This window comes from Rubrivirga sp. (genome assembly GCF_965213695.1).
Taxonomy (GTDB): domain Bacteria; phylum Bacteroidota; class Rhodothermia; order Rhodothermales; family Rubricoccaceae; genus Rubrivirga.
The window spans coordinates 957,276-980,276 of record NZ_OZ243912.1; the positions used below are offsets into that span (position 1 = coordinate 957,276).

The window sequence follows — 23,001 nt, forward strand, 5'->3', positions numbered from 1 at the left end:
CGGTGCCCGACGCTGCGTCCGGGGCTCGGGACCGGTAGGCGCCGGCTCCGCCGGGGGTGAGTGTCGGAGCGACTCCACGGGTGGCGCGGCAGGCCCGCGCGGTCCTCCAGAACGGCGCGGCGGCTCGGACTCGGGGGCTGGCGGGGGAGAGGCGTCGCCGAGGGATGGCGCTGATAAAGCGGGGAGAGAGCGGCGGGGCTCCAGACGGGCCGTCGGCGGCGGTGGAGCGGCGACGGCTGGGGACCGAGGCGGGGAGGTGGGGGCTGGCGCGTTCGGTCGGCGCGACTCCTCCACTCGCGGGGTGCTGGATGGGCCGGGCCCCGGTGGCTCGGCCCGCCAGGCCTCCGTCGCAGCGGGGTCGTCGGAGCGCGCAGGCGGGGGCGTGCCCGTTCGCGACGGGCGTGTGTTGGGAGAGGGCGCGGCGTCCAGGACGACGGTCGCTGGAGCGACGGGCCGGGCCGGGCGGGGGTCCGGACGGCTCGGCTTGGGAGCCTGCTTGCGCGGCGGATGAGCGGCCTTCTTGTCAGGTCGCAGTCGGTCGTCGGGGCGCTCGGGTTCGAGGGCCGAGGGCGCCCTCGCTGGGCGAACCACCGGGACCTCCGTCGAGAGCGGGACCTCTGCCGGGAGGACGTCGAGCGGGATCGCCGGTCCGGTGAGCGGCCCGAGGCCGGCCGGCGGCTCAAACAGGGACCGGCGGCGCGGGCGCGGGCCCGGCTCGGCCCCGTGGCTCCGGTCGATCAAGCGCTGGAGGAACCCGCTCATGACCCCAGGAGGCGGAGGTACTGGTCCCGGCGCCACGCGCTCATCGCCAGCACGTCCCGCTCAGCCCACCCGTACGCCGACGCGAGCCGGTGGACGTCGTGCAGCACGCGCGGCGCCCAGGCCTCGACCTCGGCCCAGACGAACCCCGCGACGTCGAGCGGCTCGAGCCACCCGTGGTCGCACGCCGGGCACGACAAGGCGAGCTCGACGTCGGCCAGGGGGTCGGCCTCGGCCATCGCCTGGGCGGCGGCCTCGGCCACCGCGTCCGGGAGCGCCTCGACGGGCGCGCCGTCGGCGTAGTGGGCCCCCACGACGCACCGCGCCAGCAGGGCGTCGGGCGTCTCGGCCGCCGCCAAGTCGGCGCTGGTCGGGAGGCGGACCGTCGCGCGGACGCCGCCGTGGTCCACCTCCAGCGGGGCCGGCGCGTGGTTGTCGGGCGCCGAGGCGAGGAGGTCGGCGACGCCGAGGTCGAGGTCGAGGCGCTCGTCGCACGCCGGGCACCGCGTTTCGAGCTCCAGCGTCGGCCCGAGCGTCCGCTCGCGGAGGTCGAGCAAGCGGGCGTCGCGGCGGCCGATGGGGAGCGCGGCCAGGGCGTCCGGGGACGTCTCTGGATGGGCGGCGCCCAGGAGCAGCAAGGCCCGCTCGACCGGGGGCCGGCCGCGCCCGCGCTCGCAGACGTCGAGGAACTGGGAGGCGGTCGGGGGCATCACGGGCGGGGCGGGCGCTCAGGTCACGGGACGGGCGGCGCGTTACAGCGAGGGCTCCGTCGGCTCGGAGACGGCGTCGTCGCGCTCCCACCCCTCGTTCTCGATCTTGATCGACTCGATCAGGACGGCCTCGCCGTTGGCGTCGAGGTCGGCGAGCGCCTGGTACTCCGAGACCCAGCAGCGGTACACCTTGTAGGCCAGCGCCTTCTGCCCGGCCTCGTTGAACACCTCGATGATGAGGTCCTTGCGGAAGTCGGCGAGCGAGACCTCGGAGCCCAGGCCCGCGCCGAACCCCCAGACCTTGTTGGCCCACTGCTCGAACTCGAGGTCGTGCGTCTTGCCGCGTTCGAGCGTGATCGCGTCGTACTCGGTCCGGCCCGGCGACTTCCGCGACGTGCTCGGGTCGGCCCCGTCCCGGTGCTCGACGAGCTTAGTCGACCGCTTGAGCGCGCCGACCTTACTCACGCCGGCCACGGCGCGGCCGTCCATCACGACGCGGAATTTGAAGTTCTTGTACGGGTCGAACCGTTCGGGATTGACGCTGAACTGGGGCATGGGAGGACCGGGCGAAGGGCGAGGAGCGGGGCGGGGCCGTCTGGGCTAGACGTCGAGCTGGCCCGCCATCTGCTGGATCTTGACGATGACGAACTCGGCCGGCTTGAGCGGGGCGAACCCGACGACCACGTTGACGATGCCGCGGTCGATGTCGGCCTGGGGGTTGGCCTCGGCGTCGCACTTGACGAAGTAGGCCGAGGACGGCTTCGCACCCTGGAAGGCGCCCTGGCGGAACAGCGTGTGCATGAACGTGCCCACGTTGAGCCGGATCTGGGCCCACAGCGTCTCGTCGTTCGGCTCGAACACGACCCACTGCGTCCCTCGGAACAGGCTCTCCTCGATGTAGAGCGCGAGCCGTCGGATCGGGACGTACTTCCACTCGCTCGCGAGCGCGTCGGCGCCGTCGAGCGTCCGGGCGCCCCAGGCGACGGTCCCGAAGACCGGGAACGTCCGGAGCGCGTTGATCCCGAGCGGGTTGAGCACGCCGTTCTCGGCGTCGGTCAGCGTGTACTCGAGCCGCTGGGTCCCGCGGAGGACGGCCTCGGTCCCGGCCGGCGCCTTCCACACGCCGCGCGTGGCGTCGGTCCGGGCGTAGACGCCGGCCATGGTCCCGCTCGGGGCCACCTCGCGGAGCCGGAAGTCGTTGAGCGGGTCCGGGACGGCCGGGCGCGGGTAGTACAGCGCGACGTTCTTGTGGCGGAGGTTGGCGCCGTCGGTGCCCAGCCACGTCTCGATCTCGGTCGGCAGGTCGAGCGGGTTGTCGGCTGGCTGGGGCGCGTCGAGGATGTAGAACGCCCGCTCGCGCTCGGCGAGCAACGTCGCGGCCGTAGCGACGGCAGCGGCGTCGGTCGTCGTCAGCCGCATGGTGTCCGGGACGGACAGGAGGTTGAACAGGTCGATGTCGAGGAGCGCGAACAGGCCCGTCTTGTCGGCCTCGGTACCGATCAGAGCTGCGGCGTTCGGCAGGCTCCCATCAGCACCCGCCTGCTGGGCCGCCGGGGTTCCAGGGAGGATCTGGGCGCCCGCTGCGGTCGGGGTCCCGAGCACGTACTGCTGAACGTTCGTGCGGCCGGCATTGTCGAGGCCGAGAAGTCCGGCCAGCGTGTCGCCGTCGGCGCCGACGTCGGAGAACGTGACCACGGAGGTCGCGCCGGACGAGCTCACGTGGAGGTGCTGCTGGGTGGCGGCCGTCCCAATTGCGCGCACGGTCACGGTCGCCAGTGACAAGTGAGCCGCGCGGATCTTCGACTGGAGGTCGGCCGCCAGTGCGGCGACGGATGACGGGGTGCCGGCGTCGACCCCGACGGCGTACGTCGTCGTGCCCTCATCGACCGAGACCTTCAAGGTCTCACCTCCGCTCAGCCCGTCGAGGTCGACCGGGCCGCTCAGTGTACCCGAGTGGGCTGGCCGCGCCATCGCATCCGGTGTCCCGACGGCCTCGGCCCGGACCAGCGCCGAGCCTCCGTTCACCACGTCCACGACGTATCGCGAGCTCGCCGGGTCGAGCGTGAGGTTGCGGAACACCTCGGTCGCCACCGTCTGCGTCCGACCGTCGGCCACGCCGACCTCGACGACCGTGAGGTTGAAGGTCGTCGCCGGGTCTACGGTGTTGTAGTCAACGAGGGCGTGGAGGGCGTTGCCCCACGTCCCCTCGCTCGCGGCGGTCAGCGTGAGAAGCCCCGTGGGTCCGTCGGCGGAACTGCCGAGCACAACGGACGCGGCGGCCGGTGCCGCATCCACGCCCCCGGTCAGCGTCGTCACCCCGGCGTCCGGCCGGCCGGACGCACCGGCGGGGAGGGTGGCCGTCACGAGGTCCGACCCCGAGGCAGCGTTGATAGCGTCTCTCGCTTCCGCCAGTGTCACGTTGAAGTGAGTCTCCGTGGTCGAGAGAGGTCCCTCCACTGAGATGATCAAGTTGAACCTCGTCGGCGTGGTGGCGTCCTCGTGGCTCACTCCGACACGGATTCCGTTCCCGTACGCACCGGCGGTCACCGCGTCGAGGGTCAGCACGTCGTCCGTCCCGTCCCGGAGGGTGACGCTCGCTGTGGCCTCGGTGACGGTCGCCGCCGTCCGGACGACGTAGGCCTGGCCGCCGCCGTTGAGGAAGAACTGCTGGATGGCGTAGGCGGCCTCGCTGTCGGCACGGAGCCCGCCGAAGGCCCGCTCGAAGTTGCCGAAGTTGAAGATGCGGACGGGCCGGTTCATCGGCCCGCGCGAGAAGTAGCCCAGGAACGCGGCGACGGAGGTGGCGACCCCCGTGATGGTCCGCACCCCGCTGGGCACCTCCTCGATGTAGACGCCGGGATACGTCGGGGCAGTAGGCATTGCTCGAATCAGCTAATGGTCGGCGTCGCCCCCGCGGAGGGGCGAGACGCCAGGGAGCAGGTGGGGGCGCGTGCCGGCCGGCCCGTGTCGCTCCGCATGGCCGGCGTCGCCCCGAGAGGGGAGTCTAGGGTGAGCCGTTGGAACGCCCGCCGTTATGCGTTAAAAAACTTGGCTGTTGTCACAGGCAACGGGTCCGCTTCCGTCTGAGGCCAGTCGCGAGCCGAGACTGCCGCGCGGGGCCTCGGTGAGACGCTTGCTAACCGTCGGTACCAGAAACCGCCGCCCGGCCTGTCACCCTCGCTCGCACCGAATCCACGGGCCGTGCGCACGACCGATCGGCCCCCGTGCGTAGGCTGCGCTCCAGGCTGAACCCACCCCCACGATGATCGGACCCGTCGGCCACGTCTCTCTCGTCGTCGCCTTTGTCGCGTCGCTGGCGGCGCTCGTCAGCTTCGTCCTCGCCTCGCGCGGGACCGACCCCGAGGCGCAAGCGGCGTGGGCCCGGATCGGACGGTGGAGTTGGGCCACGATGGGCGCCGGCGGCGTCGTCGCGGCGGCCATGCTGTGGACTGGCCTGTTCGGCGGCCACTACGACCTGGCCTACGTCTACCAGCAGACGTCCGAGGCGATGCCGCTGCGGTACCAGTTCTCGGCGTTCTGGGCCGGCCAGGAGGGCTCGCTCCTGCTGTGGGGGATGATGACGGCCGTCGTCGGTGCCTTGCTCATCCGGTGGTCGCTGCGGACGGACGGGGGGCCGGCCGTTGACGAGGCGCGGCGCCAGTTCGCCGGGCCGGTGCTCGCCGTCGTCGCGCTGTGCCAGGCGTTCGTGCTGTCGATGATCGTCGGGCTCCGGCTGGGCCCCGTCGCCGTCGGCGCCGACCTGTTCCAGCCGCTCGCCGACAAGTTCCCGGACGCCCCGATGCTCCAGGTCGCCGGCTTCGTCCCGGCCGACGGGCAGGGGCTCAACGACCTCCTCCAGAACCCCTGGATGACGATCCATCCGCCGATGGTGTTCGTCGGGTTCACGTTGCTGATGGTCCCGTTCGCGTTCGCGGTCGCCGGGCTCGTCCGGCGGCGGTACACGCAGTGGGTCAAGCCGGCGCTGCCGTGGGCGTTGGCGGGCTCGGGCGTGCTGGGCGTGGCCATCATGATGGGCGGGTGGTGGGCCTACGAGACGCTGAGCTTTGGCGGGTGGTGGGCGTGGGACCCGGTCGAGAACTCGTCGCTCGTCCCGTGGCTGTTCGCCGTCGCCGGGTTGCACGCGATGGTGGTCCAGAAGAAGACGGCGGCCGGCCACAAGGCGGCCCTGTGGCTGAGCGTGCTCGCGTTCCAGTTGTGCATCTACTCGACGTTTCTCACCCGGTCCGGCATTTTGGGCGACGTCTCGGTCCACAGCTTCGTCGACCTCGGCCTGTACAACCAGCTGTTGCTCTGGATCACGACGGTCGGGGCGCTGGGCTTCGGGCTGCTCGTCTGGCGCTGGCGCGACCTGCCGGCGCCGGCCACGCCGCCGGCCGTGCTCAGCCGCGAGTCCCTCGTGTTCACGGGCGCGCTCCTGCTGGCCGTGACCGGCGGCGTGATCGCGCTTGGGACGTCGGCGCCCATCTTCGGCCAGCTGTTCCGCGACAACCCGAGCGCCGTCCCGGTCGCGTTCTACAACACGTGGACGCTGCCGCTGGCGGTCGGCATCGCGTTTTTGGCGGGGATGGGCCAGCTGTTCTGGTGGCGCAAGATGACCGTCGAGGACGCCAACCGCGTCCTGTTCCGGCCCGTCGTGGCCACCGTCGTCTCGACCGCCGCCGTGGTCCTGCTGACGCCGTTCGTGCAGGAGACCGTCGCGCCGGGCCCGGGCCTGGGCGTCGAGGCGCCCCCCGGGACGGTGGCCCCGGCGGAGGCCGGGTTGCTGCCCGCCGCCGTGTCCGGCTTTTTCGGGACGCACGGGACGAGCCTGCTCCTCCTCCTCCTGCTGTTCTCGGCCTTCTTCATGCTGTGGGGCAACCTCAGCGTGATGTGGCGGGTCGGGAAGGGGAACCTCAAGATGGTCGGCGGGAGCCTGACCCACGTCGGGTTCGGCGTGCTGCTCTTGGGCATCTTCGCGTCGTCGGTGTTCAACGACCCGATCTCGGACGGGGCCGGGACCGACGTCCAGGGCAGCCGCGAGAACGTCGTCGTCCCGCTGGGGCGGACGGTCGCGGCCGACGGCTACCGCTGGACCTACGCCGGCCAGGAGGTGAACGACGACGGCCGGCCGGTCTACGTGATGGACGTCGTGGACCGGCGGGGCCGCCAGTTCCAGACGCGGAACGTGGTCTACAAGGACGGCCGCGACCAGTGGATCCAGCAGCCCGACGTCCGCGAGGGGATCACGCGCGACTTGTACGTGGCCGTCTTCCCGTCGGCGATGAGCGAGAATCCGGCGGAGGGCCAGGCCGAGGTCACGCTCGCCCGCGGTGACTCGGTGACGCTGGCGACGCTGGCACACGACCACGCCTTTACGGTCACGTTCCAGGACTACGAGCTCGAGGTCGACCTCGACGCGGTCGGGCTGGAGCGCGACTCGGTCGACCTGGCCGTCGCCGCGCGCTTGGACGTCCGCAACGAGACGACGGGCGAGAGCCGCGTGCTCCGGCCGGTCTACGTCATCACGACGGACCGGCGCCAGCAGTTCGTCCAGAACCGGGCCGTCGACTGGGGGCTCGGAGCGGCGTTCGCGGGCATGGTGGTCGACGAGGGCGCCATCCGGCTGGTGTTCGACGGGGCGACGGTGGCCGCCGAGGAGTGGGTCGTGGTCCAGGCCTACGAGAAGCCGTTCATCTCGCTGCTGTGGATCGGGACCGGGCTGGTCGGGCTCGGGTTCGGCGTCTCGTTCCGTCGGCGGATGGGGGAGGCGCGGCGGTAGCTGGGGCGCCGGCGCAACCCGGCGCGGGCGAGACCGTAGCTCCGTCCTCTTTCTCCCGCCTCCCATGCGCCTGTCGCTCGCCCTCCTCGCCGCCCTTTTTCTCGCGGCCCCCGCCTCGGCCCAGGCCGACACGCTCGTCGTCGTCCCCGGCGACGGCACGCTCGTCACCGACTGGGTCACGCCCGGGAGCCGGAGCTACACCATCCGCCTGGTCCAGCCCATGCAGCAGGACATCGGGACGGCCGTCGAGACGGTGACGGTCGCCGGCGGCGAGGTCACGCGCGTGGTGCGCGTCTCGGTCCCGATGCAGGGGGTGACCCAGACCGACTCGCTCGTGGCCGACGCGGCCACGTTCGCCCCGCGCGTCCACCGCTCGACCGGCGGCGCCCAGGAGGCCTCGCTCGAGTTCATGGACGAGGGCGTTGTCGGGATGCTCACGCCGCGCACCGGCGAGGCCGCGACGGTCACGCTGATGACCGACGCGCCCGTGTTCGACTCGGCGTGGCTCGGCGAGATCGCCCAGAGCTTGCCGCTCGCCGAGGGCGCCGTCGCGCGCGTGCCGGTCTTCGTCACGCAGTCGCCGGACGAGGCGGCCGACGCCGTCCTCACGGTGACGGGCCAGGAGACGATGGGCGACCGGACGGCCTGGACCGTCGACGCCCAGATGGGCCCGATGACGATGACCTACGTCGTCGACGCCGAGACGCGGGCGCTGCTCGCGACGCGGTTCTCGCCCCAGCCCGGCGTCCGCATCGAGATCCGCCCGGCGGACTGACTCCGGTCTCGCCGTCGCTCGGGGCTCCACCTGGGCGTCGGTGGCCCACGCCCCCGTCCTCGGCGGGCCCACGTTTGAGGGCCGAGGCGTAGCCGTCGCGAGCCCCGGTCCCGGTCGTCATCGGGGGGCACGGCGTCGTGCCCAGGGGACCCAGCGCGGGTTCGAACCGTACTCCCCGTCCACCCCACCACGCTCTCTACCCCATGCGCTTTCTGCTTCTGGCCGCCCTCGTCCTCGTCGCGGCGCCCGTCTTGGCCCAAGACGCCGTCGTCTTGCGGCCGGGCCACCCGGACCTGATGACGGCCGGGCTCACCGTCGACACCGAGACCGTCGGCATCCGCGTCGTCGAGCCGCGCGCCCAGGACCTCGGGACCGTCGTCTCGACCGTGAGCCGCGAGGGCGACGTGGTCACGGTCGTCACCGAGGCCGACGCGCCCCAGGCGGGGATGGACTACGAGTCGACGGTGACGATGACCTGGCCCACGCTCGCCCCCCGCACCCGGATGCGGACGGCCGGCACCAGCACCGGCACGACCACCTACGACGGCGCCCGCGTGACCGGCCGCTACGGCCGCGGCGACTGGGACCCGCTCCCGTTCGACATCACGCTCCCAGGGCCGGTCTTCGCGCCCGAGGCCGTCCCGCTCGTCGCCCGCGCGCTCCCCTTCCGCGCCGGCTACCGGGCCACCGTGCCGACGTTCACCGCCGACACACGCTTGCGCGACATCTCGCTGACGGTCGTCGGAGAGGAACCGTTCACGCGCGCCGACGGAACGGTGGCCCAGGCGTGGGTCGTCGAGGAGTCGAGCACGGCCCGGGGCAGCTCGGCCCGCCGCCACTTCGTCGACGCCCAGACGCGGGCCCTCATCGCGACCACGTCGACCGCGCGCGGCGGCACCGAGATCGTGAGCGAGCCCGTCACCGAGGCCTCGCTGGCCGCCCTCGCCGCCCAGGCCGCGACGCCGGCCGTCGCGCTCCGCCCCGGCCTCGACCGGCTCGCGGTGGACGCGCTCGCGGACTACGACCGAGCGTGGACCGTCAAGCTCGTCGAGCCGCAGCAGCAGGACATCGGGACGCTCACGCGGTCGGTCGTCATCGACCGCGCCGCCGGCACCTTGACCGTGGAGTCCGAGACGGTCATCGCCATCGCCGGGCAGCAGACGACCGAGCGGTCGGTCATGGCCTACCCGTCGCTCGCGCCCATCTCGACCCGGATCGAGGCCGGCGACACCGTCGTGGACCTGGCCTACGACGGCCTGACCGTCACGGGCACCCGGACGTCCGGCGGCGAGACGACCGACGTCGACTTCACGTTCGACGAGCCGGTCTTCGACCCGTCGTTCGCGGCGGAGGCCGTCCGGCTCGTTACGCTCGAGGCCGGCTACCGGGGGGCGTACCACACGGTCAACCCGAGCGAGGGCCCCATGACCATCGAGTTCGCCGTCGGCGAGCCCGAGGAGGTCGACGGCCGGACGGCGTGGCCCGTCGACGTGGTGGCCGAGGGCGCCCCGGACCAGACGTTCTCGGTCGACGCCGAGACGCGCGAGGTCCTGCGGATCCGGCTCCGGCCCCAGCTCGGTGTCGTCGTCGACATCGTGCCGGCTGAGTAGCCGGCGGCACGGCGAACACGGCCTGAACGCGCCGAGCCCCCCGACGTGTCGTCGGGGGGCTCGGCTGTAATGGATGCGCCCCGGGCGCGGGCGATCAGCCGGCGGCCCCGAGCGCGACCAGCGCCGCGCGCAGCCGGTCCGCCAGGTCGGAGTCGCTCACTCGGTCCCCGTCGAGCGTCTGCTTGACGAACGGGACGGCGAACGAGGCCGCATCGGGGACTGCCGCGTCGAGGGCCGTCAGCGTCTGGCGGAGCCACGCCAGTGCCCGGTCGCCGCCCCGCGCCGACGGCGACGCGCTCAGCGCCGCGACGGGCTTCCGGTAGAGCTCGCCCGACGACACGAGCCAGTCGAGCGCGTTCTTGAGCGCGCCGGGCATCCCGTAGGCGTACTCCGGCGTGCAGATCAGGACGGCATCGGCCTCCCCGACGCGCCGCCGGAGGCGGACGACCGCCAGCGGTGGCCCGTCCGCGTCGAGGTCGGGCGAGAACAGCGGGAGGTCGCCGAGCCCGTCGTACACGTCGACCGTGACTCCGTCGGGTGCCAGGCTCGCGGTGGCCCGGACCAGAGCGGCAGTGGACGAGGCGGCGCGCAGGCTGCCCCCGAGCGCGAGGATTGTCATGGGCCCGGGGGCAGAGCCGCGCGGGCTAGCGCCGGCCGGCGAGCCGGTCGAACGCCTTCTGCTGGTCGGTCCCGGCCGGGACCTGGTACGGGTCCGGCGGGAGGTTGACCATCCGGATCACCGGGTACTCGTCGCGGTGCAAGAACGGCTGGGGCGGCTCCGAGATGTCCTCGCCGATAATCAAGACCATCGTGCCCTGGTCCGTGATCTCGGCGCCGACCGACGAGATCGGGTCGCGCTGGTTCTCGACGTCCCAGGTGTCGGTCCAGTTGTAGAGCCACTGGGCGTCGGGCTCCAGCAGGCGGATGCACCCGTGCGAGGCCGGGCCCGACGTGGGCAGCGCGTACTGGTGCATGTGGATGCCGCGGGCCTCGTGGAGGTTCATCACCCAGTACATCTCCCACAGCTCGGCGTCCGGCGCCGACGAGCCGTAGCCCGGGCTCAGCGTGCTCACGCGGTAGTCCTGCTTCCAGTTCACGTTGAACCGGCCGCTCGGCGTCCGCGCGCTCTCGACGCCCGTGCTGATGATGCCCCACCTCGCCAGCTCGCCGTTCTCGTAGGCGCCCCACGCCTGGATCTGCTTGTCCAAGATGACCACCTTCCCGACCCGCTGCGCGCCGGGGTAGTAGCGCGGGAACGGCGAGTACGCCCGGAAGTCGAGCCCGAAGTGGGTCGGCACGATGAGCGTGTCGCCGGGGCTGAGGTTCTCCAGGTCGTTCCGGTTGAGGAGCCACAACAGCGGCTTGATCACGTCGCGGTCGCCGCCGAACCGGCGGTACAGCGAGAGCCGCGCTTCGAGCCGGTTCTGGCCCTGCGGCACGACGTAGTAGTCGTAGTAGACGCGCGGCACGTCGCGGATCGACTCGGCCGTCCGCCGGTTCATCGTGTCGACGAGCCACGACTGGCTGAAGTAGGTCACGTTGCCGTCCTCGGCGAAGTCGGCCGAGATGGCCGCGTCGGCGGCGAGGTCGGCGCGGCTCTGGGCCGACGCCGGGGCGGCCAGCACCGTGAGGGCGAGGAGGGCGGCGAGGGCGCGCCCCGCGAGCGAGATCGTCGACATGGGATCGAATGCTGAGGTGGGTCGAGTATACCCCGGGGCAACCGGCGGGGTCCGTGCGCGACGCCTGCCACCGGCGTGCCACACGCGGTCGGACGCCTTCACCGCCGGGGAACGCACGCCGCCGACGACGATTGTCCCGGGGGATGTGGACCTTGGACGGGCGGACCTGTGACGCCACGTCCGGCGGATCGGCCGTCCGTCCTGGATGTGGAGGGAGTGGGGGGGACGGGTGTAGAGGGGCCCCCTCCTCCCACGCCCCCACGCTCCTCGCGGATTTGGCCCCACGAGTCCACTCGTCCACAGGTCCACCTTTCCTATCGAACCGGCCGGGCGCCCTCGGCGCGGATCTTCCGGATCTGCTCGGCCGTCGCCAGCACGATGAGCGCGTCGCCGGCTTCGAGCGGCAGCTTGGGGTCGGGGTTGAACCGCCACTCGCCCGAGGCCCCCCGGAGCACGCCGACGACGACGGCGTCGAACTGCCTGCGGAAGTCGACCGTCGCCAGCGAGCGGCCGTCGAGCAGGCTGCCCGCCTCGACCGTCACCTCCTCCAGGTCGACGTCGAGCGCCTTGACGCCCAGCACCTGCTCCATGAACCGGTCGACGCGCGGCCGCAGGATGGTCTGGGCGATCCGGTCCGCCCCGATCTCGGGCGGCGAGATGACCTTGTCGGCGCCGGCCCGGACCAGCTTGTTCAGCGACGTCTGCTCGTTCGTCCGGGCGACGATGAACAGGGCGTCGCCGGCGATCTCGCGCGCCGTCAGGGCCACGAACACGTTCGCGGCGTCCTGGGGCAGGACCAGCACGAGCCCGGCCGCCCGTTCGATCCCGGCCGCCCGGAGCGTCGCCTCCTCCTCGGCGTTGCCCTGGACGAACGGGAGCCCGAGGGCGTCGAGCTGGGCCGCCTGGTCGTCCTGCTGGTCGATCACGACGACGTCACGGTCGGCCGAGACCAGGTCCCGGGTGACCCGGTGACCGATCCGGCCGAACCCGGCGACGACGTAGTGGTCCGACAGGTTGGCGATCCGGCGCTGCATGGCCCGTTGGCGGAGGGTGACGCTCGTGACGACGAGCTGGACGACGCGCGTGGCGATGGTCGCGAACGTACCGATGCCCACGAACGCGAGCCCGACCGTGAACACCATCCCGGCGTCGCTGAGCGGGCGGACCTCCGAGAACCCGATCGTGCTCAGCGTGATGAACGTCATGTAGAAGGCGTCCATCGGCCGCCACCCCTCGATGGTCACGTAGCCCACCGTCCCGATGACCAGGAGCGCCGCCACCGCGACGGTCCCGAGGGCGATCTCGCGCGGGACGGTCGACCGGGATCGGGTGGGCCAGCCGGCCGGACCGGTCACACCGGGAGGGCGAAGGCTCGGGCCGCCCACGTCTCGCCGGCCGGCCGCTCGACGCCGTGCGCGCGGAGGTCGCCGACGGTGGCCGCCGTCACGTCCAGGATCGTCGTCTCAGACCCGGCCTGGCCGGACCGGGTGAGACGGCGGAACGCCGGCCGGGCCACACTCTGCCACGCCCCGTCGGCGTCGCGGTACGTCACGCCGAGCGCGGGCGCGCGGCCGACCCCGTGGGCGTCGAGGGCTTCGGCGACGGCCCGCTCCATCGCGTCGATCCCGCAGCCCGAGACGCCGGCGTTGAGGTCGGCCTCCGAGATCACGGCGCCGACGCCGAGGACCCGGCCGGCGAGCACGGCGGCGTCGGCGCGGACCGGGCGGCCGTGGCTCTGCCACGACGGGAGCCAACCGGCGACGGACTGGCGGAGGGCCTCGGCGGGGCCGGCGCCGAGCGTCCGGTCGAGGGCGACGAGCCACACGCGGGCGGCATCGGGGAGCGGGTCGAGCATGGCCGGAAAATACGGGAGGGGACGGCAGAGGGTGGAGAGGAGAGCGTGGAAGCTGAGCGGTCCTGCTCGCCGGCAGACTCCCCCTTACCCTCCGTCCTCACGCATCCGGCCTCCCCTCGTCGCGGAGCGCCGCCAGCCCCGACAGGTCGACGGCGCGGACGGCCGCCTCCAGGTCGTCGTCCGAGACGCCGGAGCCCGTCACCTCGACGTGGAACCGGTCGGCCACGACCAAGCTGAACTCGCCCGACCGGGCGTCCGCGTCGTAGGAGCGGAAGCCCCGGTTGCCGCCGAACGTGACCGTCCGTTCATACGTCGAGCCCGCCTCGCGGTCGATGTCGGCCATCGTCCAGCCCAGGCCCATCATGGCCATCGACGGGATCGCGCCGTAGTCCATCACGCCGATGTCGATCTGGGCGCCGCCGTCGCCCGGGTAGACGGCCTCGACGCGAGAGATGGAGAACCCCATCGCGCCGTCGGTCGCGCCCTCGACCTCGCCCTGGTCCATCCCCGCGACGGACGTGGGCAGGAGCTCCCGCAGGACCCGGAAGTTGACGGGCTCGGCCGGGGCCCGCTCGGCCGACTCCTGCATCTTCTCGACGGCGCTCTGCATCTCTTGGACGCGGCCCATCATGCCGGGCTCGCCGGTCTCCTCGATGTCGCCGTCGAAGTCGGTGTCGTCGCCGCCGCACGCGGCGAGGGGGGAGAGGAGGGCGGCCAGGAGCGCGAGCGTGAGGCGGGTCGGCATGAAGTCGGGAGGGGTGGTGCACCCCACACTACGCCGTTTCGGTCGCCCGGCCGTCACACGTTCGGGGGATTTGGCCGATTACACGGCCCACGTTGTGTCTGAACCGGAGGAGGCTGTGGGACCGGAGACGGAAGACCAGGGACCGGCTCCCCCGATGAGGATCGGGCGGTCTCCCGTCTTCGGTCCTGACGGACCCAAAGGACCGAGGCGCAACGTGGGCTACATGTTGGGCACGCCCGGGCTCCACTTGAGCACGGTCAGCGTGCCCTCGAGGTCGCTGGCGTAGAGGTAGCCGCCCGGCGACGGGAGCGAGACGCCCCAGTTGCCGTAGAACGCCGCGTCGTCGTTGTCGGGGTGGGTGTCGAAGCGGGCCACCTCGACCGGGTTCGCGATGTCCGAGATGTCGAGGACGTAGACGCCCGAGGCGTAGTGGGAGACAAAGGCGTAGTCGCCGTCGATCTGGACGTTGTGGGCCAGCCGGCTCGTGCCGAGCCAGTCGCCGACGAGGGTCGGGTTGTCCGCGTCGGAGAGGTCCCACACCTTGACCGTCTTGTTGACCGTCTCCTCGGTCGTCAGCGCGTGGCGGCCGTCGGCCGTCGGCCAGATGTTGTGGACGTAGCCCGGCTGCGGGACGTCGACGCGGCCGATGAGCGCGGGGGCCGTCTTGTCGGTCATGTCCCACATCGAGAACGTCGGGCTCCGGCCCTCGGCCACGTAGAGCGTGTCGCCCCGGGCGAACACGTCGTGCGAGTCGGGGACCGTCACCTCGGCCACGTCGACCGGTCGGATCGGGTCCGACAGGTCGACCACGACGATCCCGTTGCCGTCCGAGTTCAGCATGTAGGCGTAGCCCGTGACCGTGTCGATGGACAGGTTGTGCGACGACACCAGCCGGTCGTTCTCGCCGCGGACGACGGCGATCTCCTCGGCGTGGTGCGGCAGCCCGCGCAGGTCGATCACCTGCAACCCCTCGTTCGGGCCGTAGGCCTCGGTCGAGATGTAGGCGAACGACCCGTACGTCTTGATGTCGCGCCAGTAGAACGGGGCGTCCTTCGTCGGGCCCGGGATCTGGGCGACGACCTCGAGCGACGGCACGGCCACAATCGCGATGCCCTCGACGTTGCCCATGATCGCGTACTCGGACCCGTCGTTGGCTGTGTACGCCCACACGTCGGACCCACCGACGACGTCGGGGATGCCGATGCTGCCTTCGGCGCGGGGCTCGTCGGCGCCGGGCCGGGGGATGGTGGGCAGCTCGACGGTCCCGATGAGGTCGAGCTGCTGGGCGCGGACGGGCGCGACGAGGAGGGCGGCGAGGGCCGCGGCGGCGAGGAGGCGCATGGCGGGGTGGGGTGGGCGTGACCGTCAATCTAGGTCGCGACGCCGGTTCCCGGACGGGGGGTTTAGGAGCGACGCAGGGCGAGCGCACGCTCGAACGGCGCCTCGGCACCGGCTGGCGGACCCCCCGTCCGCACGCCCCTCGCTCCGCTCAGCGGGCGCCCGGACGGTCCCCCTCGAAGGGCAGGGCTGCTAAATTCTTTGTCGACTCTACAAATAAGACGAGTCATTCCCGCGCACGCGGGAATCCATGCGAGGCCGGATCAGCGAGCGAGCCCGTATGGGTCCCCGCGTGCGCGGGGATGACTCCTGTTTTTGGGTGCTTGATTTGCAGGTTTGACCAGAACTTAGCAGCCCTGCCTGGGTCAGGGGGACAGCGTTCCGAGCCTGGGAGCGCAGCGACCTGCCGGGAGTCAAGGGGGTCCGCTCGTCCGGCCCCTACGCGATGAGCCCGTCCACCACGCCCCGGTCGTCGATGACCGAGTCCGGCGCGCCGTCGCCGCCGGCCCGGTCCGCCTCCTCGCCGGCGTCGGAGGGAGAGACCGCCAGCGGGCCCAGGTCGAACAGGCACGCTGCCCACGTCAGGCCCGCCCCGAACCCGACCATCGCGAGCGTGTCGCCGGCCTTTGCACGGCCCGCGTCGAGCGCCTCCGACAGCGCGATCGGGATGGTCGCCGCCGACGTGTTGCCGTAGTCGGCCACGTTCATCACCACCTTCTCGGGCGGCAGGCCGAGCTGCTTGGCGGCGTACTCGATGATCCGGGCGTTCGCCTGGTGCGGGATGAACAGGTCCACGTCGGGGACGCCCACGCCGGCCTTGCCCATGACGCGCTCGAGCGACTCGGTCATGGTCCGCGTGGCGAACCGGAACACGGCCTTCCCGTCCATCCGGAGGTAGTGCGTCCTATTGTCGATGGCGTACTGGCTCACCGGGTTCCGCGTGCCCGGGCACGGCGCGATCAAGGCCTCAGCCTGAGACCCGTCGCTGCCCAGTTCGAACGAGCGGACGCCGCACGGCGCGTCGGTGGCCTGGAGCACGACGGCCCCGGCCCCGTCGCCGAACAGGACGCACGTCGTCCGGTCCTCGAAGTCGAGGTTCTTCGAGATCACCTCGGCGCCGACCACCAGGACGGTCTTGTAGGCGCCGGTCTGGATAAACTGGTCGGCCGTGACGAGCCCGTAGACGAACCCAGTGCAGCCGACCATCATCGTGAACGCGCCGGCGTTCGTGCAGCCGAGCCCGTGCTGGACCTGGCTCGACACGGGCGGCGTGAGGTAGTCCGGGCTCGACGTCGCCACGATCACCAGGTCGACGTCCTCCGGGTCCACGCCGGCCCGGTCGAGGGCGCGGCGGCCGGCCTCGATGCTGAGGTCGCTCGTGGCCTGGTCCTCGGTCACGAAGTGCCGCTGCTCGATCCCGGACCGGCTCCGGATCCACTCGTCCGACGTGTCGACCATTTTGGCGAGGTCGTCGTTCGTGACGACGGTCTCGGGGGCGAAGTGGCCCCAGCCGATGAGCGAGGCGTGCGTCCGGGTCATGGCGAGTCGCGGGGGTACAGGGCGCGCGAACGGGCCGGCGCCGAAAGCGGTTTCAGGCGCCGCTCGGGGCGGCGAACCGGCCCGTTTCGAGGAACCGGATCGTCAGCCCGATCACGAGCGGCGACATCATCATGAGCGCGTGCGTCTTGGGCACGACGGCCCGGTCGGCGAGCCCGTCGGGGGCGTGGGCGCTGGCGACCGACACGAGGCCGTCGTGGGGCCCGCCGAACAGCCGGCCGAACGGGACGAGCGCGCGCGTCCCCGCGATCACGCCGGCCTCGACGCCGCGGACGGGCCCGAGGGCCGCCGGCACGCTGGCGTCGCCCGTGCCGAGCTCGCTGAGCGCCGGCCCCAGCGTGGTCCGGAACGGCAACCGGTCGCCGAGCGCGTCGGCGACTTCGGAGCCGGCGTGGGGCGGCGCCAGCATCACGGCGCGCGAGCCGTCGGGGAGCGGGCGCCCGGCGTCGGCCCGGCCGGCGGCGAACGCGCGGACGAGCACGCCGCCGAGCGAGTGCGTCACGAAGTGGACCCGGTCGGCCGTCGCCAGCACCGCCTCGACGCGCGGGGCCACGACGTCGTCGACGAGCGCCCCGATGGCGTGCTTCCGCGACGGGTAGTCGACGACGTGGGGCTCGAACCCGGCCCGGCGGAGCGCCCGGGCCATCGGGAGCATCGAGAGGCCGGTCCGGCCCAAGCCGTGGAACAGGAGGACGGGGGCGGGCACGCAAGGTGAACGGGGCCGGGCGCCGTGCGGGTCCTGCTGGCGCGAGGGCGTTCGTATGCTCGCTGCCGGCTTGCCCCACCGCCTCGGCCGAGTGACCCCGGCTCGTCCGCTCGCAGACGCGGTGCCCCTCCCCAACGGCCTCCGGGCCGATGCGATGAAATTCGTCGGCGTCCAGCTCTCCTACTTTTTCAGCGACACCGAGGTGCGCCGCAACGTGCGGTCGCTGATGAAGTACGTGGCGTTCGTGTGTGCCGTCATCGTGGTGTACGCCATCGCGTTCCACTTCGTGATGCTCCACGAGGGCAAGCAGCACTCGTGGGTCACGGGCTTCTACTGGACGCTGACCGTGATGAGCACGCTCGGGTTCGGGGACATCACCTTCGAGAGCGACCTCGGGCGGCTCTTCAGCATCCTGGTCCTGATCTCGGGGATCGTGCTCCTGCTGATCGTGTTGCCGTTCGCGTTCATCCGCTTCTTCTACGCGCCCTGGCTCGAGTCGCAGGTCCGGATGCGGGCGCCGCGCCGGGCCCCCCGAGGGATGACGGGCCACGTGGTCATCTGTGGCTTCGACTCGATCACGCCGGGGCTCGTGCGGCGGCTGGAGCAGGAGGGGATCCCGTATGTCGTCCTGGAGGAGGACCCCGAGGTGGCGGCCTCCCAGCACCTCGACGGCCTCCGCGTGGTCACGGGCGAGGTGGACAGCCCGGCGACGTACCAAGCGCTGGCGCTCGACCGGGCCCGGCTGGTCTTGGCCAACCGCGAGGACACCGTCAACACGAGCATCATCCTGACCGTCCGGGAGGTCGTCCCGGACGGGCCCGTCGTGGCGATCGCCAACTCGCAGGAGGCCATCGACGTGCTCGAGCTCAGCGGGGCCACCCACGTCTTGCCGCTCAAGCAGTGGCTGGGCGAGCAGCTCGCCAACCGGGTCGACGCGCTCCACGCGCAGTCGCACCCGATCGGCCACTACGAGAACCTCCTCCTGGCCGAGCTCCCCGTCTACCGGACGCCGCTGGCCAGGCGGACGGTCCGGGAGACGCGGCTCCGCCAGACGACCGGCGTGAGCATCGTCGGCGTGTGGGAGCGCGGGCAGCTCCGGCCCGCCCGCGCGGACACGCCGCTCTCCGAGTCGAGCGTGCTCGTCGTGATCGGGACCGAGGCCCAGCTCGGCGCGCTCGACGAGCTCCTCGTCATCTACAATACCAACCCCAACCCGGTCGTCGTGGTCGGAGGGGGCCGCGTCGGGTCGGCGGCCGTCCGGGCGCTCCGGCGGCGCGGCGTGCCGGTCAACCTCATCGAGCAGGAGGCCGCCCTGTGCGAGCGGCTCGCGAGCGAGTGCGGACGGGTCGTCACGGGCGACGCGGCCGACTACGAGCGGCTGTGCGAGGCCGGCATCCTCGACGCCCCGTCCGTCGTGCTCACGACGAACGACGACGCGATGAACGTCTACCTCGCGTCGTACTGCCGGAAGCTCAACCCGGCCCTCCGCATCGTCAGCCGGATCACGCACGACCGTACGCTGGGGGCCATCCACCGCGCCGGGGCCGACTTCGTGCTCAGCTACGCGACGCTGGGCACCCAGGCCGTGCTCGCGACGCTCAAGGGGAAGGAGCTCCTGGTGCTGGGCGAGGAGGTCGACCTGTTCTCGGTCCCCCCGCCGCCGGCCCTCGTCGGCAAGACGCTGGCCGAGACGGGGATCGGGGCGCGGACGGGGATGACGGTCATCGCGCTCCAGCGCGACGGGGAGGTCACGACCGACCTCTCGGCCGAGACCGTGCTCACGCCGGGCTCGGAGCTGCTGATGCTCGGCGACGCGGCGCAGCGGGCGGAGTTCGGCGAGGTCTTCGGCGTCGGCGCCTGACCCGAAAGAGGCGCGTCGCCGGACGGCCGGCGTCCTGCTCCCCGACGGTCGGAGACGACCGCAGAAGGCTGGCGGTTAGCTTCGAGCTGTGTCCACCGTGTACCTCGACAACTGCGCGCTCCAGCGGCCTCTCGACAACCGCGTTCAGTTTCGCGTCCGGATCGAAGCGGAGGCAGTCGAGTCCGTCATCAAAGACGTCGAGCGCGGCGGCGCGCGCCTTCTCAGCTCCGACGTCCTCGTGGCGGAGAGTACCGCCGCGCTCGACCCGACACGCCGCGACTTCGCATCCGAAACCCTCCGGCTCGCTGAGTCATCGGTCCCGTTGAGCCGTGCGGTCAAGGAACGAGCGCGTTCCTACCGAGCCGCTGGGATCAAGGCCTTCGATGCGCTGCACCTTGCGTCAGCCGTCGAAGGCGGGGCCGACTTTTTCTGCACGACCGACGACCGCTTCCTCGGCAAAGCGAGCGCCGCGAACACAGGGGGCGTCCGCGTCGTCACACCTCTCGAACTCGCCGTCGCCCTTGGACTATGAACGCGACTTCTCCGACGCCCATGTCCTCTCGGCCTCTGGTCGAGATCAACTCCATCGGTCTGCGCGCACTCGTTTCCGCGCTCGGCGTTGCGGACACGGCCCGCTTCCTCCACCAGTACGGCCCGGGCCGGGGCGACTACACGGCGGAGCGCGACGAGTTGCTCGGGGACCCGGGGTTCGAAGACGCCATCGCATGGGTCCAGAAACGGTCCGGCGAGCCGTAGGGGCCGCTCGTCCTGCGGCGTCCTACTCGCCCTCGCCGACCGTCGTCAGGCCGGGCTCGCGGCGGAGGTACTCGTCGAAGAGCTCGGTCTGGCGGCTGATGAGCGGGACCTGGTAGCCGTCGATAAACACGGCCGTGACCTGGGTCGCCGGCTCGAACGGGTCGCCGTCGGCGACGAACAGCGTCGCGCTCTTGCCGACCTCGACGCTGCCCAGCCGGTCGGCCACGCCGAAGATCCGGGCCGGGTTGATGGTGACGGCCTCCAGCGCTTGCTGGCGGTCAAAGCCGAGGTCGCGGCCGTAGGCGACCGCGAAGCCGGCGTGGAACGGGAGGTTCCGGTAGTTCTGCATCCGGTCGTCGGTGCGCAGGGCGACGGTCACGCCGGCCTGGGCGAGCAGCGCCGCGTTCTGGTACGTCCGGTCGTAGCGGTCGCTCTCGCGCGTCGGCAACCCGGTCACGGGCCCCGTGATGACCGACAGGCCGGCCTCGGCGATCGTGTCGGCCACGCGCCAGCCCTCGGCGACGCCGGTCAGGATGGCGCGGACGTTCTTGCCGTCGAGCCACTCGATGGCCTTGACGATGTCGGTCGCGCTGTTGGCCTCGACCAAGAGCGGCATCGTCCCTCGGACGACCGGCAAGAGCGCGGCCATCTCGGGCTGGTAGGCCATCTCCGCGTCCGGCGTCCCGGCGACGCGGGCCGAGTCGATCCGGGCGTAGAGCACGGCCTGCTCCCAGACTTCGTCCAGCGTCTCCAGCGCCTCCTTGGCCGCCTTGTCGATGGCCTCCTGCTCGCGCCGGTCGAACCGCCCGCGCCGGCCCGACATCGGGAAGTTCAGGACGACGCCCTCGAAGCCGGCCGCCATCTGCTCGGGCGTGTAGCCGTGCAGGTTGACGAGCGCCGCCGTGCCCGGCATCAGCCCGCTCTCGGGCACCGACAGCGTCGTCGTGACGCCCGAGACGCGCGTGATGGGCACGTGGACGGTCGACGGGTTGATCGCCGTCAGCGCCTCCATCTGGGGCGTCACCTCGCCGACCTCGTCCGTGTCCTGCGTCTCCGACACCGAGCCGACCTCGACCAACCCGAGCCGCGTCCCGGCGTCGATCATGCCGGGGTAGACGGTCCCCCCGTTGCACGGGACGACCGTCGCCCCGGCCGGCGCGGTCGCGGCGCCGACGGCTGTGATCTGCCCGTCCTCGATCACGACCGTGCCGCGCTCGACCACGCCGCGCGTGACCGTCTCGATGCGGCAGTCGGTGAGCGCGAACGGGCCCGTGCGGGCCCGGTACTGCGGGCCCTGGGCGCTGGCGGGCAGGGCGACGAGCGCGGCGAGCGCCGCCAGCGGTACGAGGTGCGCGGTACGGGGTACGAAACGAGTCATCGGGTCACAGGTCGCAGGAAGGGACGTACCGGGTACCCTGTACCCCGTACCCCCCGGAACGGGTTACTCACCGGCGGCGAGCTCGTAGAGGTCGGTCCCGAGCAGGCACGACGCCGAGTGGGCGTCGGAGCGCGACGGGAGCGGCGTGATCTCCTCGTCGGGGTCGACGAACAGCCGCTGGTCGTCGCCGTCGCGGGCTCGGTCGAACCGGGCGACGCCGTCGACGAACGTGAGGTCGACGCGGGTGTAGATCGAGAGCGGGTCGTCGGTGAACACGGCCAGGTCGGCGTCCTTGCCGACCTCGATGGACCCGACGCGGTCGTCGATGCCGAGCTGCCACGCCGGGTTGATGGTCACGAGCGCCAGCGCCTCGTCGTCGCTGAGGTCGCCGTAGCGCTGGGTCTTGGCCGCCTCGTGGTACAGGTAGCGGAGCAGCCCCGCGTCGTCCGAGTTGATCGACGTGCGGACGCCGTTGCGCACGAGCACGGTCGCGTTGTAGGCCGACGAGTAGTAGACCTCGAACTTGTAGCTCGCCCAGTCCGAGAACACGCTCGCGCCGGCGCCGAACGCCGCCAGCTCCGGCGCCACTTTGAACGCCTCGTTGGCGTGCTGGAACGTCAGCCGCTCGATGCCGAAGTCGCGGAAGACGTCCATCAGCATTAGGATCTCGTCGGCCCGGTAGCTGTGGCAGTGGACGAGGACGTCGCCCGAGAGGATGTCGGCGAGGGTTTCGAGGCGGCGGTCGAGCGGCGGGAGCGGCTGGCGCGCGGACCGGGCGGCGTCCTGCTCGGCGCGGTAGGCCCGGGCCTCGGTGAACGCCTCGCGGTAGACCTGCTCGACGCCCATCCGCGTCGCCGGGCGGACGCCCCGGCCCCGGCCGTGGACGCGCGTCGGGTTCTCGCCGAGCGCGAACTTGATCGTCCGCGGGGCGCCTTCGAAGATCAGCCCGTCCGGGTCGAGCGTGCCCCAGCGGAGCTTGATCGTCTCGTTCTCGCCGCCGACCGGGTTGGCCGACCCGTGCATCGTGTGGATCGTGGTCACGCCGCCTGCGAGGGCCCGGTAGATCCCGACGTCGGACGGGTCGAGCGCGTCGCGCATCTGGACCTCGGCCACGATGGGGTTCGTCGCCTCGTTGACCGACGACAGCGCGATGTGGCTGTGGGCGTCGACGATGCCGGGCGTGACGTGGCGGCCGGTCACGTCGATGACCGGGACCCCACGCGGGGCCTCCAGGCCCTGACCGATCCGCTCGATCCGCCCGTCGCGGACGAGCACGTCGGTGGCCTCGAGCGTCCCGTTGGTGACCGTGTGGACGGTCCCGCCGCGCAGGAGCACGCTGCCACGCTCGCTCGCGGGCGGCAGGTCGGTCGGCGTCTGGGCGCTCGCGCCGACGGCGAGGAGCGCGAAGAGGAGGAGGGTACGGGGTACGGGGTACACGGTACGGGAGGGTGTGGTGGGGCGCGTACCAGGTACCTTGTACCCCGTACCACGCC

The 23,001-nt window shown here is 72.1% G+C and carries 19 protein-coding genes; 6 read left to right on the top strand and 13 right to left on the bottom strand.

The genetic code is table 11. The annotated features are described in order from the left end of the window. Positions 1–758: 758 nt before the first annotated feature. From ACOOHE_RS04235 to ACOOHE_RS04245, 3 genes are read right to left on the bottom strand one after another with little or no spacing between them, the layout of a single operon-like run. Complete coding sequence (locus ACOOHE_RS04235; protein ID WP_420456553.1) at positions 759–1,469, bottom strand: phage baseplate protein; 711 nt, start codon at positions 1,467–1,469, stop codon at positions 759–761. A gap of 42 nt (positions 1,470–1,511) precedes the next feature. Then, complete coding sequence (locus ACOOHE_RS04240) at positions 1,512–2,024, bottom strand: phage tail protein (protein WP_420456554.1); 513 nt, start codon at positions 2,022–2,024, stop codon at positions 1,512–1,514. Between the two features lie 45 nt (positions 2,025–2,069). Continuing rightward, positions 2,070–4,349 (bottom strand): phage tail sheath family protein, encoded by a 2,280-nt coding sequence (locus tag ACOOHE_RS04245; protein WP_420456555.1) that lies wholly within the window; start codon positions 4,347–4,349, stop codon positions 2,070–2,072. Positions 4,350–4,731: 382 nt separating this feature from the next. Here ACOOHE_RS04245 and ccsA point away from each other — a divergent pair, with 382 nt between their 5' ends. The 3 genes from ccsA (at position 4,732) to ACOOHE_RS04260 (ending at position 9,633) form a co-directional block, all read left to right on the top strand. Next, complete coding sequence (gene ccsA, locus ACOOHE_RS04250; RefSeq protein ID WP_420456556.1) at positions 4,732–7,248, top strand: cytochrome c biogenesis protein CcsA; 2,517 nt, start codon at positions 4,732–4,734, stop codon at positions 7,246–7,248. 64 nt (positions 7,249–7,312) lie between these two features. Next, positions 7,313–8,023 carry a hypothetical protein gene (locus ACOOHE_RS04255; protein ID WP_420456557.1) on the top strand — a complete coding sequence of 237 codons (711 nt, stop codon included), beginning with the start codon at positions 7,313–7,315 and terminating at the stop codon, positions 8,021–8,023. Between the two features lie 203 nt (positions 8,024–8,226). Next, on the top strand, positions 8,227–9,633 hold the full coding sequence (locus ACOOHE_RS04260; RefSeq protein WP_420456558.1) for a hypothetical protein: 1,407 nt from the start codon (positions 8,227–8,229) through the stop codon (positions 9,631–9,633). A gap of 94 nt (positions 9,634–9,727) precedes the next feature. On the opposite strand, the gene ACOOHE_RS04265 is transcribed toward ACOOHE_RS04260, so the two are convergent. The 8 genes from ACOOHE_RS04265 to ACOOHE_RS04300 form a co-directional block, all read right to left on the bottom strand. After that, on the bottom strand, positions 9,728–10,252 hold the full coding sequence (locus tag ACOOHE_RS04265; RefSeq protein WP_420456559.1) for an NADPH-dependent FMN reductase: 525 nt from the start codon (positions 10,250–10,252) through the stop codon (positions 9,728–9,730). Between the two features lie 25 nt (positions 10,253–10,277). Next, on the bottom strand, positions 10,278–11,312 hold the full coding sequence (locus tag ACOOHE_RS04270; RefSeq protein WP_420456560.1) for a L,D-transpeptidase: 1,035 nt from the start codon (positions 11,310–11,312) through the stop codon (positions 10,278–10,280). 314 nt (positions 11,313–11,626) lie between these two features. Continuing rightward, positions 11,627–12,667 carry a potassium channel family protein gene (locus tag ACOOHE_RS04275; RefSeq protein WP_420456561.1) on the bottom strand — a complete coding sequence of 347 codons (1,041 nt, stop codon included), beginning with the start codon at positions 12,665–12,667 and terminating at the stop codon, positions 11,627–11,629. Further along, positions 12,664–13,167 (bottom strand): hypothetical protein, encoded by a 504-nt coding sequence (locus tag ACOOHE_RS04280; RefSeq protein ID WP_420456562.1) that lies wholly within the window; start codon positions 13,165–13,167, stop codon positions 12,664–12,666. Before ACOOHE_RS04280 ends, ACOOHE_RS04275 begins: the two co-directional genes overlap by 4 nt. Before the next feature lie 97 nt (positions 13,168–13,264). Next, positions 13,265–13,912, bottom strand: coding sequence for a hypothetical protein (locus ACOOHE_RS04285; protein WP_420456563.1), 648 nt, complete (start codon positions 13,910–13,912; stop codon positions 13,265–13,267). Between the two features lie 219 nt (positions 13,913–14,131). Then, positions 14,132–15,253 carry an LVIVD repeat-containing protein gene (locus ACOOHE_RS04290; protein WP_420456564.1) on the bottom strand — a complete coding sequence of 374 codons (1,122 nt, stop codon included), beginning with the start codon at positions 15,251–15,253 and terminating at the stop codon, positions 14,132–14,134. A gap of 435 nt (positions 15,254–15,688) precedes the next feature. After that, positions 15,689–16,789, bottom strand: a complete 1,101-nt coding sequence (locus ACOOHE_RS04295) for a beta-ketoacyl-ACP synthase III (RefSeq protein ID WP_420456565.1) — start codon at positions 16,787–16,789, stop codon at positions 15,689–15,691. Between the two features lie 52 nt (positions 16,790–16,841). Then, positions 16,842–17,513, bottom strand: a complete 672-nt coding sequence (locus ACOOHE_RS04300) for an esterase/lipase family protein (protein WP_420456566.1) — start codon at positions 17,511–17,513, stop codon at positions 16,842–16,844. Between the two features lie 121 nt (positions 17,514–17,634). Here ACOOHE_RS04300 and ACOOHE_RS04305 point away from each other — a divergent pair, with 121 nt between their 5' ends. The 3 genes from ACOOHE_RS04305 (at position 17,635) to ACOOHE_RS04315 (ending at position 20,130) form a co-directional block, all read left to right on the top strand. Then, positions 17,635–19,374: a potassium channel family protein gene (locus ACOOHE_RS04305; protein WP_420456567.1), complete on the top strand. Its 1,740-nt coding sequence runs from the start codon at positions 17,635–17,637 to the stop codon at positions 19,372–19,374. Positions 19,375–19,471: 97 nt separating this feature from the next. Beyond that, positions 19,472–19,906, top strand: a complete 435-nt coding sequence (locus tag ACOOHE_RS04310; protein ID WP_420456568.1) for a type II toxin-antitoxin system VapC family toxin — start codon at positions 19,472–19,474, stop codon at positions 19,904–19,906. Positions 19,907–19,926: 20 nt separating this feature from the next. Continuing rightward, positions 19,927–20,130 carry a hypothetical protein gene (locus ACOOHE_RS04315; protein WP_420456569.1) on the top strand — a complete coding sequence of 68 codons (204 nt, stop codon included), beginning with the start codon at positions 19,927–19,929 and terminating at the stop codon, positions 20,128–20,130. Positions 20,131–20,152: 22 nt separating this feature from the next. On the opposite strand, the gene ACOOHE_RS04320 is transcribed toward ACOOHE_RS04315, so the two are convergent. After that, positions 20,153–21,508, bottom strand: a complete 1,356-nt coding sequence (locus ACOOHE_RS04320) for an amidohydrolase family protein (protein WP_420456570.1) — start codon at positions 21,506–21,508, stop codon at positions 20,153–20,155. 63 nt (positions 21,509–21,571) lie between these two features. Then, positions 21,572–22,945 (bottom strand): amidohydrolase, encoded by a 1,374-nt coding sequence (locus ACOOHE_RS04325; protein WP_420456571.1) that lies wholly within the window; start codon positions 22,943–22,945, stop codon positions 21,572–21,574. Between the last annotated feature and the right edge of the window lie 56 nt (positions 22,946–23,001).

Excerpts from the sequence above, each read along its gene's own strand:
- ACOOHE_RS04280 (WP_420456562.1), bottom strand. The coding sequence starts at position 13,167 with ATGCTCGACCCGCTCCCCGATGCCGCCCGCGTGTGGCTCGTCGCCCTC.
- ACOOHE_RS04245 (WP_420456555.1), bottom strand. The coding sequence starts at position 4,349 with ATGCCTACTGCCCCGACGTATCCCGGCGTCTACATCGAGGAGGTGCCC.
- ACOOHE_RS04285 (WP_420456563.1), bottom strand. The coding sequence starts at position 13,912 with ATGCCGACCCGCCTCACGCTCGCGCTCCTGGCCGCCCTCCTCTCCCCC.
- ACOOHE_RS04320 (WP_420456570.1), bottom strand. The coding sequence starts at position 21,508 with ATGACTCGTTTCGTACCCCGTACCGCGCACCTCGTACCGCTGGCGGCG.
- ACOOHE_RS04295 (WP_420456565.1), bottom strand. The coding sequence starts at position 16,789 with ATGACCCGGACGCACGCCTCGCTCATCGGCTGGGGCCACTTCGCCCCC.
- ACOOHE_RS04235 (WP_420456553.1), bottom strand. The coding sequence starts at position 1,469 with ATGCCCCCGACCGCCTCCCAGTTCCTCGACGTCTGCGAGCGCGGGCGC.
- ACOOHE_RS04240 (WP_420456554.1), bottom strand. The coding sequence starts at position 2,024 with ATGCCCCAGTTCAGCGTCAATCCCGAACGGTTCGACCCGTACAAGAAC.
- ACOOHE_RS04315 (WP_420456569.1), top strand. The coding sequence starts at position 19,927 with ATGTCCTCTCGGCCTCTGGTCGAGATCAACTCCATCGGTCTGCGCGCA.
- ACOOHE_RS04265 (WP_420456559.1), bottom strand. The coding sequence starts at position 10,252 with ATGACAATCCTCGCGCTCGGGGGCAGCCTGCGCGCCGCCTCGTCCACT.
- ACOOHE_RS04270 (WP_420456560.1), bottom strand. The coding sequence starts at position 11,312 with ATGTCGACGATCTCGCTCGCGGGGCGCGCCCTCGCCGCCCTCCTCGCC.
- ACOOHE_RS04290 (WP_420456564.1), bottom strand. The coding sequence starts at position 15,253 with ATGCGCCTCCTCGCCGCCGCGGCCCTCGCCGCCCTCCTCGTCGCGCCC.
- ACOOHE_RS04255 (WP_420456557.1), top strand. The coding sequence starts at position 7,313 with ATGCGCCTGTCGCTCGCCCTCCTCGCCGCCCTTTTTCTCGCGGCCCCC.
- ACOOHE_RS04260 (WP_420456558.1), top strand. The coding sequence starts at position 8,227 with ATGCGCTTTCTGCTTCTGGCCGCCCTCGTCCTCGTCGCGGCGCCCGTC.
- ccsA (WP_420456556.1), top strand. The coding sequence starts at position 4,732 with ATGATCGGACCCGTCGGCCACGTCTCTCTCGTCGTCGCCTTTGTCGCG.